This window comes from Variovorax sp. Soil_C_19 (assembly GCF_057657255.1).
On sequence record NZ_JBDGIV010000002.1, the window covers coordinates 350042 to 362718 of the forward strand.

Sequence of the window (12677 nt, forward strand, 5' to 3'; positions counted from 1 at the left end):
CCTCGATCACTGCGGCGGGCGCTGGCGACGGCGCTCTCCACCACGCGGACCCGATGCCGCGCCACGCGGGCCGGCCGCACCGCCACGCGGGCCGGCGCCGGGCCGATCACCCTGCAACTGCACCACCGCGCCGTCCTTGATGCGGTCGCCGCCTTCGGTCACGACGTTCTCGCCGGCACGCAGGCCCGAGGTGATCGCTACCACCTCGGCATTGGCCTCGCCGCGCTTCACCGCGCGCATCGAGACCGTGCGGTCCTCGTTGATCACGTACACGTAGTCGCCGTTCGGGCCGGTGCGCACCGCCGTCACCGGCACCACCACCGCGCGCAGCTTGCGCAGCAGCAGCTGCACGTTGACGAACTGGCTCGGGAACAGCGTGGTCTGCGCATTGGCGAAGCGGGCCTTGGCCTTCACCGTGCCGGTGGTGGTGTCGACCACGTTGTCGAGCGTCGAGAAGGTGCCGGTGTCGAGCGTTGCCGCGCGCGTGCGGTCGAACGCGGTCACGGGCAGCGGTTCGCCGCGCGCGAGCTGGGCCTGGATGTCGGGCACGCGGTCTTGCGGCACCGAGAACTGGACGTCGATCGGGTTCATCTGCGTGATGACCGCGATGCCGGTGGTCGCGTTGGCGGTGATGGTGTTGCCCGGGTCGACCGCGCGCAGCCCGATGCGGCCGGCCACGGGGGCGGTGATGCGGGTCCAGTCGAGGTTCAGCCTGGCCGAGGCTTCGGCGGCCCGGTCGGTGGTGACCGTGCCTTCGAGCTGCCGCACCAGCGCGGCCTGGGTGTCGACCTCCTGCCGCGCGATGGAGTCCTGCCCGAGCAGCGTGCGGTAGCGCGCAAGGGTGACGCGCGCGGCCGCGAGCTGCGCCTCGTCGCGTTCCCGGGTGCCACGGGCCTGCATCAGCGCCTGCTCGTAGGGGCGCGGGTCGATGCGCGCGAGCAGCTGGTTCTTGGCCACCGTCTGGCCTTCGGTGAACATCACCTCGGTCAGCACGCCGCCGACCTGGGCCCGGAGCGTGACGGTGGCGAGCGGCGTGACGGTGCCGAGCGCATCGATGGTGACCGGCAGCTCGGTCTCGCGCGCCGCGGCATGGCCGACCGTGACGGTCGCGCCGCCGAAGCGCGACGCGCCTGCAGCGCTGTCTTTGCGGTTGATGAGGTACCAGCCCCCCGCACCGACAGCCAGCAGCAACAGCAGCGCGAGCAGGCTGCCCAGCCAGCGCCGGCGGCGCGAAGGCGGACGCGGAGAGGGAGAAGGGACGGGGTGTGCCGGTGGGGCAGCAGGCGAATCGCCGGAAGAAGGCTCGGAGGTCGGTGATTCCATGGGGTGGGGCAGTGCGCAGTACAGCCGCTAGTGGACCGCTGGATCGTAGCGCGCCTGTCTGTCGGACCGTAAAGCGACGGTAAAGCTGCAAAGAATGCCCACGTTTCGCACACCGTCGCCGCGCCTCGCGCCGCCGTGGCGCATTTCGTCGCACGCCGATGGCCGCGCCGGCCAACGATCGGCACAGTCCGCTCCATCGATGCTTTCTTTCTGAACCGCCATGCTGCTCGAGATCATTCTTCACACCCCGAAGTGGGTCTTCGCCGTCTTCGTGCTCCTGCTGTGGCTGGGCGCAAGGCAGCTGCTGCCAGGCCGCAGCGGACTCGGCCGGCTCACGGCGGTGTCGGTCGGCATGACCGGCCTGTCGCTGGCGGGCGTGCTCACGGCCTTCGGCCCTTCGCCCGGTGCCCTGCTCGGCTGGAGCCTCGCGGCGGCCGCCATGGGCCTGGCGGTGCTGCAGGCTGCACTGCCCGCCGGCGTCCGCTACGACCCCGCCGCGCGCAGCTTCCACCTGCCCGGCAGCGCCGTGCCGCTGGTGCTGATGATGGGCATCTTCTTCACCAAGTATGCGGTCGGCGTGGCGCTGGCCTTGCACCCCGCGCTGCACCGACAGGCCGCTTTCGCGGTCGGCATTCCGATGCTGTATGGCGCCTTCAGCGGCATCTTCGCCGCGCGGGCCCTGCGCCTGTGGAAACTGGCGCTCCGAACCGCCGCCATGGCACCCGAAGTGCGCCCGGCCTAAGATCGCCAGCCGCTTCATCGACATTTTTCTTCAACCCCCTCACGGAGAACCGTCATGAACCCTGCACAGCCCCACACCCACGCTTCTGCCTCCGAACTCGAGCGGCTCGCCCGGCGCCGCGCCGGCGCCAAGCTGGGCTGGTTCATCCATGCTTTCGTCTATGTGCTGGTGAACCTCGGCCTGGTCGCCCTCTCGGCCTCGCGCGGCCACAGCTGGGCGGTGTACCCACTGCTGGGCTGGGGCCTCGGGCTGCTGATCCACGGCGCCGTGGTCTGGTTCGTCGCCACCGGTGGCGGCGTCTATGACCGGCTCGTGGCGCGCGAACGCCGTGCGCTGCAGGGAGGCGATCCTTGGTAGCAGGCGGGGCGCCCATGCCGGCCCCGCTGTTCGGCGCCGGAATCCTTCGCGACGTGCTGCGGCACGGCCTCATCACGGCCGCCTGCTGCTGCGTGATCGCGGCCGTGATGACCGCCACCATGCGCGGCGCGGACGGCGCCTGGGACAAGCAGCTCGTCTACTCGCTCTCGATCGGGCTCGTGAGCTGGCTGTTCATCGACATGGGCCGGCTGCTGCTGACCCGCGGCCAGCAGGTTCGCTGGCCCCATGGCGCACGCGGCATCGTCCTGGTGGCCGTGAGCGTGACGATCGGCTTCCTCGTCGGCCAGACCATCGGCGACGCATGGAGCGGGCGACCGATACTGACGTTCTACAAGCTCGGCCGGGCGCAACTGATCGCCACCATCGCCGTCACGCTGGGCACCACGGCCGGCATGTCGTATCTGTTCTATACCCTGGGCAAGGGCCGGTACATGCAGGAGCAGCTCGATCTGGCCCAGCGCAATGCCACCGAGGCGAGGCTCAAGCTGCTCGAAAGCCAGCTCGAGCCGCACATGCTGTTCAACACGCTGGCCAACCTGCGCGTGCTGATCGCCACCGATCCGCCGCGCGCCGTGGCCATGCTCGACCGCCTCAACAGCTACCTGCGCATGACGCTCGGCGGCTCGCGCGCGCTCTCGCACCCGCTCGCGGCCGAGTTCGACCGGCTGGCCGACTACCTCGAACTGATGTCGGTGCGCATGGGCGAGCGACTTCGCTACACGCTCGAGCTGCCCGACGAGCTGCGCAACGCGGCCGTGCCGCCGCTGCTGCTGCAGCCGCTGGTGGAGAACAGCATCCGCCACGGGCTCGAGCCGCAGGTCGAAGGCGGCGAGATCGCAGTGCGCGCGCGGCGGATCGACACAGAGCTCGTGATCGAGGTCAGCGACACCGGTGGGGGCTTCGATGCTGCACACCCCGGCGCGCTGGGCGATGGCGGCGGCTTCGGGCTCGGCCAGGTTCGGGAGCGGCTCGCTGCCATGTACGCCGACCGGGGCCGCATGGACTTGACGACCGGCCCCGCGGGCGGCACCCGCGCCACCTTGCGCTTTCCGTTGCAGCCCCACGCATGAACCCCACCGCCCTCATCGCCGAAGACGAGCCGCTGCTCGCCCAGGCCCTCCAGGCCGAACTCGCCGCGGCCTGGCCCGAACTCCAGGTGCTCGCGATCGCGCGCGACGGCAACGCCGCAGTGCACGAGGCGCTGCGCCTGCTGCCGCAGGTGCTCTTCTTCGACATCCGCATGCCCGGCCAGGACGGCCTCGGCGCCGCCGCCGAACTGGCCGACCGCTGGCCGGCGGACGAAGCGCCGTTGCCGCAGCTCGTCTTCGTGACCGCCTACGGCGAATACGCCGCCCGCGCCTTCGAGACCCAGGCCATCGACTACGTGCTCAAGCCCGTGCAGCCCGCGCGGCTGCAGAAGACCGTGCAGCGGTTGCGGCTGGCGCTCGACACCCAGCGCCCTACCGCCACCGCCAGCGACGAAACGCTCGAGCAGACGCTCGCGCAGTGGCGGCGGCTGCTCGCCGCCGGTGCCGGTGCCGGTGGCCCCCCCGCGCAGTCACCCGTCGCGGCGCCGCTGCGGATGATCGCGGCGAGCGAGACCGGCGGCGCCACCGTGCGCATGGTGCCGGTCGACGAGGTGCTGTATTTCGAGGCCGCGGACAAGTACGTGCGCGTGCTCACCGAGCGCCATGAATACCTCATCCGCACCCCACTCAAGCAGCTGCTGCCCCAGCTCGATGCGCAGGCCTTCTGGCAGGTGCACCGCGCCGTGGTCGTGCGCAGCGCCGCCATCGAGGCAGTGCACCGCGACGAGGCCGGCAAGCTGAATCTCGCGCTGCGCGGCCGGCCCGAGAAGATCCCCGTCAGCCGGCTCTATGCCCATCTGTTTCGCGCCATGTGAAACGGCCATGAAAAAAGCCGGCCCCGTCGAGGGACCGGCTTCCTGATCTTGCGGGAAGGCACCGTCTGGCGATGCCGCACCGGCTCAACGCCAGTGCTGATGGCGGTGGTGGCGATGATGGCGGTAGTGGCCGCGCGGTGCGTAGTAGGCCGGCGGCGCGTAGTACACCGGGGCCGGACGGTAATAGACCGGCGGCGGCGGGCGGTAGTACACCGGCGGGGGCGGCGCGTAGTACACGGGCGCCGGCGGCGGGTAGTAGGCCGGGGCGCCCACACCCACGGCCACGCCCGGGATGCCCACGCCGATCGACCAGCTCACGTCGCCGCGGGCGCTGGCCGAAGTGGCCGCAAACAAGGCGCCGAAGGCCACGAGACCTGCGCCGGTCCATTTGAAGAAGGTTGAACGTGTGAGGCTCATGATCTGGAACTCCTGGTTGGGGCGTTGCCGCCCATGTAGGTATTGAACGCGCCAAATGCAAACCGGTTGCCCGCGCGAATGTGAAGAACGTTGCCAAAGGTAACAGCAAAAGAGCGCAATCTAGAATGCCGCAATGACCTCCCCGACCGACAAAGACAGCGCGAAAACCGCCGCTGCCCCGAGCAATTTCCTGCGCCACGTGATCGAGAACGACCTCGCGCAGGGGGCTTATTCCGGCCGCCAATGGGGCGGCTCGCCCGGTGACGCCGCCCATCATGCCGACGGCATGCCCGACCCGGCCAAGGTCCGCATGCGCTTTCCGCCCGAACCCAACGGCTACCTCCACATCGGCCACGCCAAGAGCATCTGGCTCAACTTCGAACTGGCCCGCGAATACGGCGGCGTCTGCCACCTGCGCTTCGACGACACCAACCCGGAGAAGGAAGAGCAGGAATACGTCGACGCGATCCGCGATGCGGTCCAGTGGCTGGGCTACGAAACCTTGCTCGCCGACCGCCCGAGCGCGCCCGGCACGCTGCAGCCGCACGAGTACTTCGCGAGCGACTACTTCGACTTCATGTACCGCGCAGCCGAATACCTGATCGGCGCCGGCCTGGCCTACGTCGACGAGCAGAGCATCGACGAGATGCGCGCGAGCCGCGGCGACTTCAACACACCCGGCAGGAACAGCCCGTTCCGCGACCGCACGCCCGAAGAGAACCTGGCGCGCTTTCGCGAGATGCGCGACGGCAAGCTGGCCGACGGCGCCGCCACGCTGCGCGCGAAGGTCGACATGGCGAGCCCCAACATCAACATGCGCGATCCGGCGCTCTACCGCATCCGCCGCGCCACGCACCACAACACCGGCGACAAGTGGTGCATCTACCCGATGTACACCTATGCGCACCCGATCGAGGATGCGCTCGAACAGATTACCCATTCGATCTGCACGCTCGAGTTCGAGGACCAGCGCCCCTTCTACGACTGGCTGCTCGACCGCCTGGCCGAAGGCGGCCTGATCGCGAGCCCGCATCCGCGCCAGTACGAGTTCGCGCGGCTCAACGTCACGCATGTGCTCACGAGCAAGCGCAAGCTGCGCCAGCTGGTCGAAGAGAAGCACGTGGACGGCTGGGACGATCCGCGCATGCCCACGCTCGCGGGCCTGCGCCGCCGCGGCTACACCCCCGAGGCGCTGCGCCTGTTCTGCGAACGCAGCGGCACCACCAAGTCGGGCGGCTGGATCGACTACGCAAGCCTCGAAGCGGCGCTGCGCGACACGCTCGATCCGATCGCACCGCGCGCCATGGCGGTGCTCGACCCGGTCAAGCTCGTCATCACCAACTGGGGTGAAGCGATGGGGGGCGACGAGGTGTTCGACGAGTGCTCGGCGCCCGTGCACCCTCACCATCCCGAAATGGGCAAGCGCGCGTTCAAGCTCGGCCGCGAGGTCTGGATCGAGCGCACCGACTACGAGGACGTGCAACCCAAAGGCTTCTTCCGGCTGTTCCCCGGCAACAAGGTCCGGCTCAAGTACGGCCACGTCATCGAATGCACCGGCGGCACGCGCGACGCCGAAGGCCGGCTCGTCGAGGTGCAGGCCACGCTGGTGCCCGACACCAAGAGCGGCACGCCGGGCGCCGACGCGGTCAAGGTCAAGGGCAACATCACCTGGGTGGCCGCGGCCGATGCGCTGCAGGCCGAGGTGCGGCTGTACGAGCGGCTCTTCGCCGCGGCGAATCCGGGCAGCGGCGAACTGCTCGACGAGCTCAACAAGCAGAGCCTGCAGGTTTGCCCGGCATACGTGGAGCCTTCGCTGGCGACGGCCGAGCCCGGCGTGGCCATCCAGTTCGAGCGTCATGGCTATTTCGTGGCCGACAGCAAGGCCGATGCGGCAGGCAAGCGGGTGTTCAACCGGGCGGCCGGCATGCGGGACGGCTGGAGCAAGTAGGCAAGACAGAAAGCGACCTTGCTCATACGCTTCAACAAGCCCTACGGCGTGCTCAGCCAGTTCACGCCCGAGGGCCGCTGGCGGGGGTTGAAAGAGTTCATCGAGGTGCCGGGTGTGTACGTGGCCGGCCGCCTCGACGCCGACAGCGAAGGCCTGCTGCTGCTCACCGACGATGGCCGGCTCCAGGCGCGCATCGCCGATCCGCGCTTCAAGCTGGAGAAAACCTACTGGGTGCAGGTTGAAGGCATGCCAACCGACGCCGCATTGGCCGCGCTGCGCGACGGCGTGCAGCTCAACGACGGTCCTACGCGGCCGGCCCGCGCCCGCGTGCTCGACACCACCCCCGACGTATGGCCGCGCCAGCCGCCCATTCGGGAGCGAAAGAACATTCCGACGACCTGGCTGGAACTTGCGATCAGCGAAGGCCGCAATCGGCAGGTACGGCGCATGACCGCCGCCGTGGGCCTGCCCACGCTTCGCCTGGTTCGCGTGGCCATCGGGCCGCACACGCTCGAGGGCCTGGCGCCGGGCGCCTGGCGCGCGTAGCGCGGCAGGCGGCAATGCGTTGCAGGTTGCAGCAGTTTTTTTATTCGATCTCCATGCACGACATCCGACCCCACACCGCCCCCGACCTTCTCGCCCCCGCACTGACCCGCCGCCTGGCATTGCTCGGCGCGTTGGGCCTGTTCGCCGTCCCCGCAGCCTCCGCAGCCGCGCCGGCAAGGCAACAGCCGGCGCACGCCGGCGTCTGGCCACAGCCCAGCCAGGTGCCCGGCGGCGTGGCGCGCCTGTCGCTCGGACCCGCCACCGAGCGGCCGGCGGCCTTCTCGGGCGAGCAGCCGCTGCTCGTGTTGGGCGACGCGATCGAATGGACCGCCATCGTCGGCATTCCCCTCGCGGCCACGCCCGGCGAGGCGCACATCACGGTGCGCACCGACCACGGCAGCGACCGGCAGGTCGCCTACACCGTGGCCGACAAGCGATATCGGGAACAGCGCCTGAACGTGGCGCCGCGCACCGTCGACCTCTCGGCCGAGGACCAGGCGCGCTTCGAGCGCGAGCGCGACCACCTCGCCACCGTGACCGCGACCCGCACCGCGCTGCGCCCCGACGCCGCGCTGCAGATGCGCGTGCCCGTGCCCGGCCGGCGCTCGGGCTCGTTCGGCCTGCGCCGCGTGTTCAACGGCCAGCCGCGCAATCCGCACAGCGGCATGGACATCGCCGCCGCCACCGGCACGCCCGTCGTCGCGCCGCTCGCCGGCCGCGTGATCGACACCGGCGACTACTTCTTCAACGGCGGCACCGTCTGGCTCGACCATGGCGGCGGCCTCCTGACCATGTACTGCCACTTGAGCCGCATCGACGTGAAGGTGGGCGACCTGCTCAAGACCGGCGAACAGCTCGCCGCGGTCGGCGCGACCGGCCGCGTGACGGGGCCGCACCTGCACTGGTCGGTGATGCTGAACCGGGCGATGGTGGACCCGGCGCTGTTCGTTGCAGGCTGACGAGGCCGCACTACACTGCGCCCCATGCGCCCCTCCGAAGCCGTCTCCCTGCACCGCGCCCGCATCCGCGAGATCGCCCTTCGCCATAACATGCGCAGTGTGCGCGTGTTCGGCTCGGCATCGCGCGGCGAAGACGGCCCGGACAGCGACCTCGACCTTCTCGTCGAACCCACGGCGCAGACGACCATGATGGACATCGGCGCGATTCGCCACGAACTCAAGGACTTGCTGGGCGTGGAGGTCGATGTGCTGACGCCGAACGGACTGCCGCCGAAGTTCCGGGAGCAGGTGCTGCGCGAAGCCGTGTTGCTATGACGCGGGCAGATACCCGGCGAGTTTCTGACTACCTGGGCCATGTGCTTGAGGCGATTGGCAACATCGAGGCCTACACCGAGGGCTTTGTGCGCGAAACATACCTGGCTGATCGCAAGACTCAGGACGCAGTCCTGCGCAATCTCGAAGTCATTGGAGAGGCCTGCAACAACGTCGTGAAGCACCACGCAGCCTTCGCGGCCGCGCATTCGGAGATCCCCTGGCGCGTGGCCTACGAGATGCGAAACGCACTTGCGCACGGCTACTTCACGGTAGACCATGCGATCGTCTGGCAGACCATTCAGAGCGACCTGCCATCGCTCCGGACGCAGATCACCAAGCTGCTGCACGCTGTGGGCTGACCGGCCCGCCGCTCAGATCGGCTTCGTCAGATACACCGCCTCGCGTCCCACGATCACCTTCTGCGCGGGCATGAACACCGTGCAGTCGTCCACGGGCGCGCGGATCTCCTCGGGCCCATTGGTGGCGATCAGCTCTCCCTTGGCGAAGGTCTCGAAGCCGATCAGCGGACGCACGAAGGCGAAGTCCTCGCTCTGGATCACATGCGTCTGCAGCAGCTGGAAGCGCCGCTGCGGCCCCGGTGCGGGGGTGTCGGGGCGCGGGTCGATGAGGCCGAAGAAGGCCAGGAAGTCATGGGCGACCTCGGTGGCCAGGTCCGATGCGGAACGTAGGAAATGCTGGCCGCACTCGACCACCATCGCCACGCCCTCGCCGTCGGGTCCGCCATGGCGGCCGTACTGGATCAGCGGCGTGCCCGAGCCCAGGCCGTCGGGCATCACGAGGTGCACCGGCGGGTGGCCGATCGCCATCGCGACCCTGGCGTTGCGCTCGAAGGCCGGGTAGACCCAGAACGGCACCACGGGCTGGCTCGTCGAATGGATGTCGAGAATGTGGTCGGCCGCCTCCACCACGGGCCGCAGGATGCGCGCGCGGCGCAGTTCCGGGCTGTCTTCGGCGCCGTCGAGCCACTCGGGCGACCAGACGCGATTGAGGTTGTGCACGATCTGGCGGCTGTCGTAGGGCGACGCTTCCTGGAACGATTCGTAGGCGTCGATGTTCGCGAAGCTCACCGTGAGCGTGCCGATCTTCGGTCGCACCGCGTTGTCGAGCAGGTGCGTGGCGGCCGTCATGCCGCAGATCTCGTTGCCGTGGGTGAGCGCGTTGATGAGCACGTGCGGGCCGGGTCGGCCCGATTCGAAGCGGTGCACGTAGTCGATGCCGACATTGCCCTCGCGGTAGGCGGAAAGATCGCGCGGGAGGACTTCAAAGGTGGGCGGGGTCTGGGTCATGGCGGCCGGTGGTGAAGGAGCGGATGTGGCGCGAGTTTGCTACAGCCGCCGCCCTGCGTCTTTGGCTTTGGCTTTGCCGAAGCTTGCACGATCGACAATGCGATGCCCGCAACACCACGGAGCCCGCGCATGCCGTTCCCGTCGCCCCGCCACCTGTCGATTGCCTGGCTCAGCCTGGTGCTGGCCACGGCCACCAACGCGCAGGACGCCGCTCGGCGACCGGACCCGCCCGCGGCCGAAACACAGCAGCAACCGGTGTTCACGCGCGCGCGCTTCGTCGCCGCGCACGAGGACGCCGGCAAGCCCTACGTCCGCCTCACGCTGCTGCCGCGCGCCAAGCTGCCGTTTTCCACGCAGACCTTCAGGCTCGCCGATCGCGCGCTGCTGGATGGCATCCCCGATGGCTCGCCCGTGGAGTTCGTCGCGCGCCGCATCGACGGCGAGAACACCGTGGTCGCCCTGCGCGCCGCGGCGGAGTGCAAGCGCTTCCAGAAGTGCTGATGAGCCTCACCAGTTGACTTCGCGCTCCGGCGTGGCCGAGATGTGGTGGATCGACAGGTCGGCGCCGTCGTATTCCTCTTCCTGCGTGAGCCGCAGCCCCATGGTCGCCTTGAGCACGCCGTACACCGCGAAGCCGCCCACCAGGGCCCAGGCGACACCCATCGCGGTGCCGATGAGCTGCGCGCCCACGTTCACGCCCCCGATGCCGCCGAGCGCCTGCGTGCCGAAGATGCCGGCCGCGATGCCACCCCAGGTGCCGCACAGGCCGTGCAGCGGCCAGACGCCGAGCACGTCGTCGATCTTCCATTTGTTCTGGGTGAGCGTGAACATGGCGACGAAGATCGCGCCCGCCACGCCACCGACCACCAGCGCGCCGAGCGGATGCATCAGGTCGGAGCCCGCACACACCGCGACCAGTCCCGCGAGCGGGCCGTTGTAGACGAAGCCGGGGTCGTTGCGGCCCATGGCCAGCGCCACCAGCGTGCCGCCAGCCATTGCCATCAGCGAGTTGACGGCGACCAGGCCCGAGATCTTGTCGATGGTCTGCGCGCTCATCACGTTGAAGCCGAACCAGCCCACGCAGAGCACCCAGGCGCCGAGCGCGAGGAACGGGATGTTCGACGGCGGGTGCGCCGAGAGCGAGCCGTCGCCCCGGTAGCGGTTGCGGCGGGCGCCGAGCAGCATGACCGCCGGCAGCGCGAGCCAGCCGCCCATCGCATGCACCACCACCGACCCGGCGAAGTCGTGGAATTCATGGCCGGTGACGGCGGCGATCCATGCCTGGATGCCGAAATGCTTGTTCCAGGCGATGCCCTCGAAGAACGGATACACCAGGCCCACGATGACGGCGGTGGCGATGAGCTGCGGCCAGAACTTGGCGCGCTCAGCGATGCCGCCCGAGATGATGGCCGGGATGGCCGCCGCGAAGGTCAGCAGGAAGAAGAACTTCACGAGCTCGAAGCCGCTCTTTGCCGCCAGTTCGGTCGCGCCCACGAAGAAATGGGCACCGTAGGCGACGCCGTAGCCCACGAGAAAGTAGACGAGGGTCGACACCGAGAAGTCGACCAGGATCTTCACGAGCGCGTTGACCTGGTTCTTCTTGCGCACGGTGCCGAGTTCCAGAAAGGCAAAGCCCGCGTGCATGGCCAGGACCATGATCGCGCCGAGAAGGATGAACAGCGCGTCTGCGCCCTGTTTGAGTGCGTCCATTGGAGCTTCTTGCCTTGTTGTGGTTGGATTTGGTGCGCCGCGCCACCATTCGGCAGCACGGCGGACCGCAGAAGCAAAAACGGTGCCCAAAGAGCGTCTCTGTGGTGCGCGCGCACCGAAACGGGCGCCGCATCGCGGTGCGCCCGCATCCGGTTTTCAGGCGGCCGTGCCGCGCAACGCTTCGCGGTAGCGGCGGCTGCAGGGCACGGTGCTGCCGTCGTGCATGTGCAGCCGCGCATCGCCGCCGTCGAGCGGCTCGATCTCCTTCACGCGCGAGACGTTCACCGCATGGCTGCGGTGCACGCGCACGAAGAGCGCCGGATCGAGCTGGCCCAGAAAGTCGGTCAGCGTGGCGCGCAGCAGGTAGTCGTGGCCGTTGACGTGCAGGCCGACGTAGTTGCCCTGGGCCTGGAGCCAGTCGATGTCGCCCGCGGCGATCAGGAATTCGCGCCGCAGCTTGCGCACCAGGAAGCGCTCCGGCCGCGCTGGTGGCGGCGGTGCCGCCGAAGCTGGCCTTTCCTCGGGCGCTGTCGATGGCGCCGGCTCCGGCGCATCGAGCACGCGCGCCTCGCCCTGCAACCGCAGCATGAAGACGCCGTACACCCAGATGCCGAACACCATCGCCAGGTAGGCGCGCACGTCCTTCAGGTATTCGTAGCCCCAGCGGCCGGTCCAGCCGGCGAAGTCGTAGCGTTCGCCGGCGGCCGCATAGACCAGGGCCCGCAGCGCGAACATCGCGGCCACGTGCACCAGGCTGAACACCACGCTGCCGGCCAGGTGCCAGGCCAGGTAGTGCAGCAGCCGGTTGCGCGCGAGCGGCGCAAGCCGGCGCTGGAGCGCGACCACGGCCGGCACCAGCGCCAACAGCACCAGATGGCTCGAGACCTCCCAGGTCACGATCTCCCAACCCGCGCGCGGCACTGAGCGGTCGCGCGCGTCGACCAGCGCCACTGTGGTGTTGAAAAGCGCCTGCAGCGCCATGAAGACGATCCAGAAACCCACCTCGACGCGCCGTCGGACGGGTTCGTAGCGCTCGTACAGGTTGCGGGAGGCATCGCTCATGGCCGGCATTCTCGCGACCTTCGGGCTACGGGGCCGGTGAATTCCGTCCCTCGCTGGCCACCGCTCG

At 69.3% G+C, this 12677-nt stretch carries 15 protein-coding genes; 10 read left to right on the forward strand and 5 right to left on the reverse strand.

Annotated elements, in window-relative coordinates; genetic code table 11:
* Positions 1–6: 6 nt before the first annotated feature.
* On the reverse strand, positions 7–1323 hold the full coding sequence (locus AC3A6R_RS06025) for an efflux RND transporter periplasmic adaptor subunit (RefSeq protein WP_487863996.1): 1317 nt from the start codon (positions 1321–1323) through the stop codon (positions 7–9).
* Positions 1324–1543: 220 nt separating this feature from the next.
* Here AC3A6R_RS06025 and AC3A6R_RS06030 point away from each other — a divergent pair, with 220 nt between their 5' ends.
* From AC3A6R_RS06030 to AC3A6R_RS06045, 4 genes are read left to right on the forward strand one after another with little or no spacing between them, the layout of a single operon-like run.
* Positions 1544–2065: a DUF6622 family protein gene (locus AC3A6R_RS06030; protein WP_487858139.1), complete on the forward strand. Its 522-nt coding sequence runs from the start codon at positions 1544–1546 to the stop codon at positions 2063–2065.
* A gap of 54 nt (positions 2066–2119) precedes the next feature.
* On the forward strand, positions 2120–2422 hold the full coding sequence (locus AC3A6R_RS06035; protein WP_487863997.1) for a 2TM domain-containing protein: 303 nt from the start codon (positions 2120–2122) through the stop codon (positions 2420–2422).
* A 14-nt stretch (positions 2423–2436) separates the two neighbouring features.
* On the forward strand, positions 2437–3513 hold the full coding sequence (locus AC3A6R_RS06040) for a sensor histidine kinase (RefSeq protein WP_487863998.1): 1077 nt from the start codon (positions 2437–2439) through the stop codon (positions 3511–3513).
* A complete protein-coding gene (locus tag AC3A6R_RS06045; RefSeq protein WP_487858142.1) occupies positions 3510–4346 on the forward strand; it encodes a LytR/AlgR family response regulator transcription factor in 837 nt (278 codons plus the stop codon). The genes AC3A6R_RS06040 and AC3A6R_RS06045 overlap by 4 nt, the downstream gene beginning before the upstream one ends.
* Positions 4347–4430: 84 nt before the next feature.
* Here AC3A6R_RS06045 and AC3A6R_RS06050 read toward each other — a convergent pair whose 3' ends face one another.
* A complete protein-coding gene (locus AC3A6R_RS06050; protein WP_487858143.1) occupies positions 4431–4763 on the reverse strand; it encodes a hypothetical protein in 333 nt (110 codons plus the stop codon).
* Between the two features lie 133 nt (positions 4764–4896).
* On the opposite strand from AC3A6R_RS06050, the gene AC3A6R_RS06055 reads away from it, so the two are divergent.
* The 5 genes from AC3A6R_RS06055 to AC3A6R_RS06075 are packed head-to-tail and all read left to right on the forward strand — an operon-like array spanning position 4897 to position 8890.
* Entirely contained in the window at positions 4897–6711 is a 1815-nt protein-coding gene (locus AC3A6R_RS06055; protein WP_487858144.1) for a glutamine--tRNA ligase/YqeY domain fusion protein, read from the forward strand.
* 18 nt (positions 6712–6729) lie between these two features.
* Positions 6730–7257: a pseudouridine synthase gene (locus AC3A6R_RS06060; protein WP_487858145.1), complete on the forward strand. Its 528-nt coding sequence runs from the start codon at positions 6730–6732 to the stop codon at positions 7255–7257.
* Between the two features lie 53 nt (positions 7258–7310).
* Positions 7311–8216 (forward strand): peptidoglycan DD-metalloendopeptidase family protein, encoded by a 906-nt coding sequence (locus AC3A6R_RS06065; protein WP_487863999.1) that lies wholly within the window; start codon positions 7311–7313, stop codon positions 8214–8216.
* Positions 8217–8240: 24 nt separating this feature from the next.
* Positions 8241–8531, forward strand: a complete 291-nt coding sequence (locus tag AC3A6R_RS06070) for a nucleotidyltransferase family protein (RefSeq protein WP_487864000.1) — start codon at positions 8241–8243, stop codon at positions 8529–8531.
* Entirely contained in the window at positions 8528–8890 is a 363-nt protein-coding gene (locus AC3A6R_RS06075) for a HepT-like ribonuclease domain-containing protein (protein WP_487864001.1), read from the forward strand. The genes AC3A6R_RS06070 and AC3A6R_RS06075 overlap by 4 nt, the downstream gene beginning before the upstream one ends.
* Positions 8891–8902: 12 nt before the next feature.
* Here AC3A6R_RS06075 and AC3A6R_RS06080 read toward each other — a convergent pair whose 3' ends face one another.
* Positions 8903–9838, reverse strand: a complete 936-nt coding sequence (locus AC3A6R_RS06080; protein ID WP_487864002.1) for a M14 family metallopeptidase — start codon at positions 9836–9838, stop codon at positions 8903–8905.
* 129 nt (positions 9839–9967) lie between these two features.
* On the opposite strand from AC3A6R_RS06080, the gene AC3A6R_RS06085 reads away from it, so the two are divergent.
* Positions 9968–10339: a hypothetical protein gene (locus tag AC3A6R_RS06085; RefSeq protein ID WP_487864003.1), complete on the forward strand. Its 372-nt coding sequence runs from the start codon at positions 9968–9970 to the stop codon at positions 10337–10339.
* Positions 10340–10345: 6 nt separating this feature from the next.
* On the opposite strand, the gene AC3A6R_RS06090 is transcribed toward AC3A6R_RS06085, so the two are convergent.
* Both AC3A6R_RS06090 and AC3A6R_RS06095 read right to left on the reverse strand, forming a co-directional pair.
* Positions 10346–11548 (reverse strand): ammonium transporter, encoded by a 1203-nt coding sequence (locus AC3A6R_RS06090; RefSeq protein WP_487858151.1) that lies wholly within the window; start codon positions 11546–11548, stop codon positions 10346–10348.
* Positions 11549–11704: 156 nt separating this feature from the next.
* Positions 11705–12610, reverse strand: coding sequence for a LytTR family DNA-binding domain-containing protein (locus AC3A6R_RS06095; RefSeq protein ID WP_487858152.1), 906 nt, complete (start codon positions 12608–12610; stop codon positions 11705–11707).
* Positions 12611–12677 lie beyond the last annotated feature (67 nt).

Coding starts and splice junctions, on each gene's coding strand:
- AC3A6R_RS06030 (WP_487858139.1), top strand. CDS start 1,544: ATGCTGCTCGAGATCATTCTTCACACCCCGAAGTGGGTCTTCGCCGTC.
- AC3A6R_RS06080 (WP_487864002.1), bottom strand. CDS start 9,838: ATGACCCAGACCCCGCCCACCTTTGAAGTCCTCCCGCGCGATCTTTCC.
- AC3A6R_RS06025 (WP_487863996.1), bottom strand. CDS start 1,323: ATGGAATCACCGACCTCCGAGCCTTCTTCCGGCGATTCGCCTGCTGCC.
- AC3A6R_RS06050 (WP_487858143.1), bottom strand. CDS start 4,763: ATGAGCCTCACACGTTCAACCTTCTTCAAATGGACCGGCGCAGGTCTC.
- AC3A6R_RS06070 (WP_487864000.1), top strand. CDS start 8,241: ATGCGCCCCTCCGAAGCCGTCTCCCTGCACCGCGCCCGCATCCGCGAG.
- AC3A6R_RS06035 (WP_487863997.1), top strand. CDS start 2,120: ATGAACCCTGCACAGCCCCACACCCACGCTTCTGCCTCCGAACTCGAG.
- AC3A6R_RS06090 (WP_487858151.1), bottom strand. CDS start 11,548: ATGGACGCACTCAAACAGGGCGCAGACGCGCTGTTCATCCTTCTCGGC.
- AC3A6R_RS06040 (WP_487863998.1), top strand. CDS start 2,437: ATGCCGGCCCCGCTGTTCGGCGCCGGAATCCTTCGCGACGTGCTGCGG.
- AC3A6R_RS06045 (WP_487858142.1), top strand. CDS start 3,510: ATGAACCCCACCGCCCTCATCGCCGAAGACGAGCCGCTGCTCGCCCAG.
- AC3A6R_RS06085 (WP_487864003.1), top strand. CDS start 9,968: ATGCCGTTCCCGTCGCCCCGCCACCTGTCGATTGCCTGGCTCAGCCTG.
- AC3A6R_RS06065 (WP_487863999.1), top strand. CDS start 7,311: ATGCACGACATCCGACCCCACACCGCCCCCGACCTTCTCGCCCCCGCA.
- AC3A6R_RS06075 (WP_487864001.1), top strand. CDS start 8,528: ATGACGCGGGCAGATACCCGGCGAGTTTCTGACTACCTGGGCCATGTG.
- AC3A6R_RS06055 (WP_487858144.1), top strand. CDS start 4,897: ATGACCTCCCCGACCGACAAAGACAGCGCGAAAACCGCCGCTGCCCCG.
- AC3A6R_RS06095 (WP_487858152.1), bottom strand. CDS start 12,610: ATGAGCGATGCCTCCCGCAACCTGTACGAGCGCTACGAACCCGTCCGA.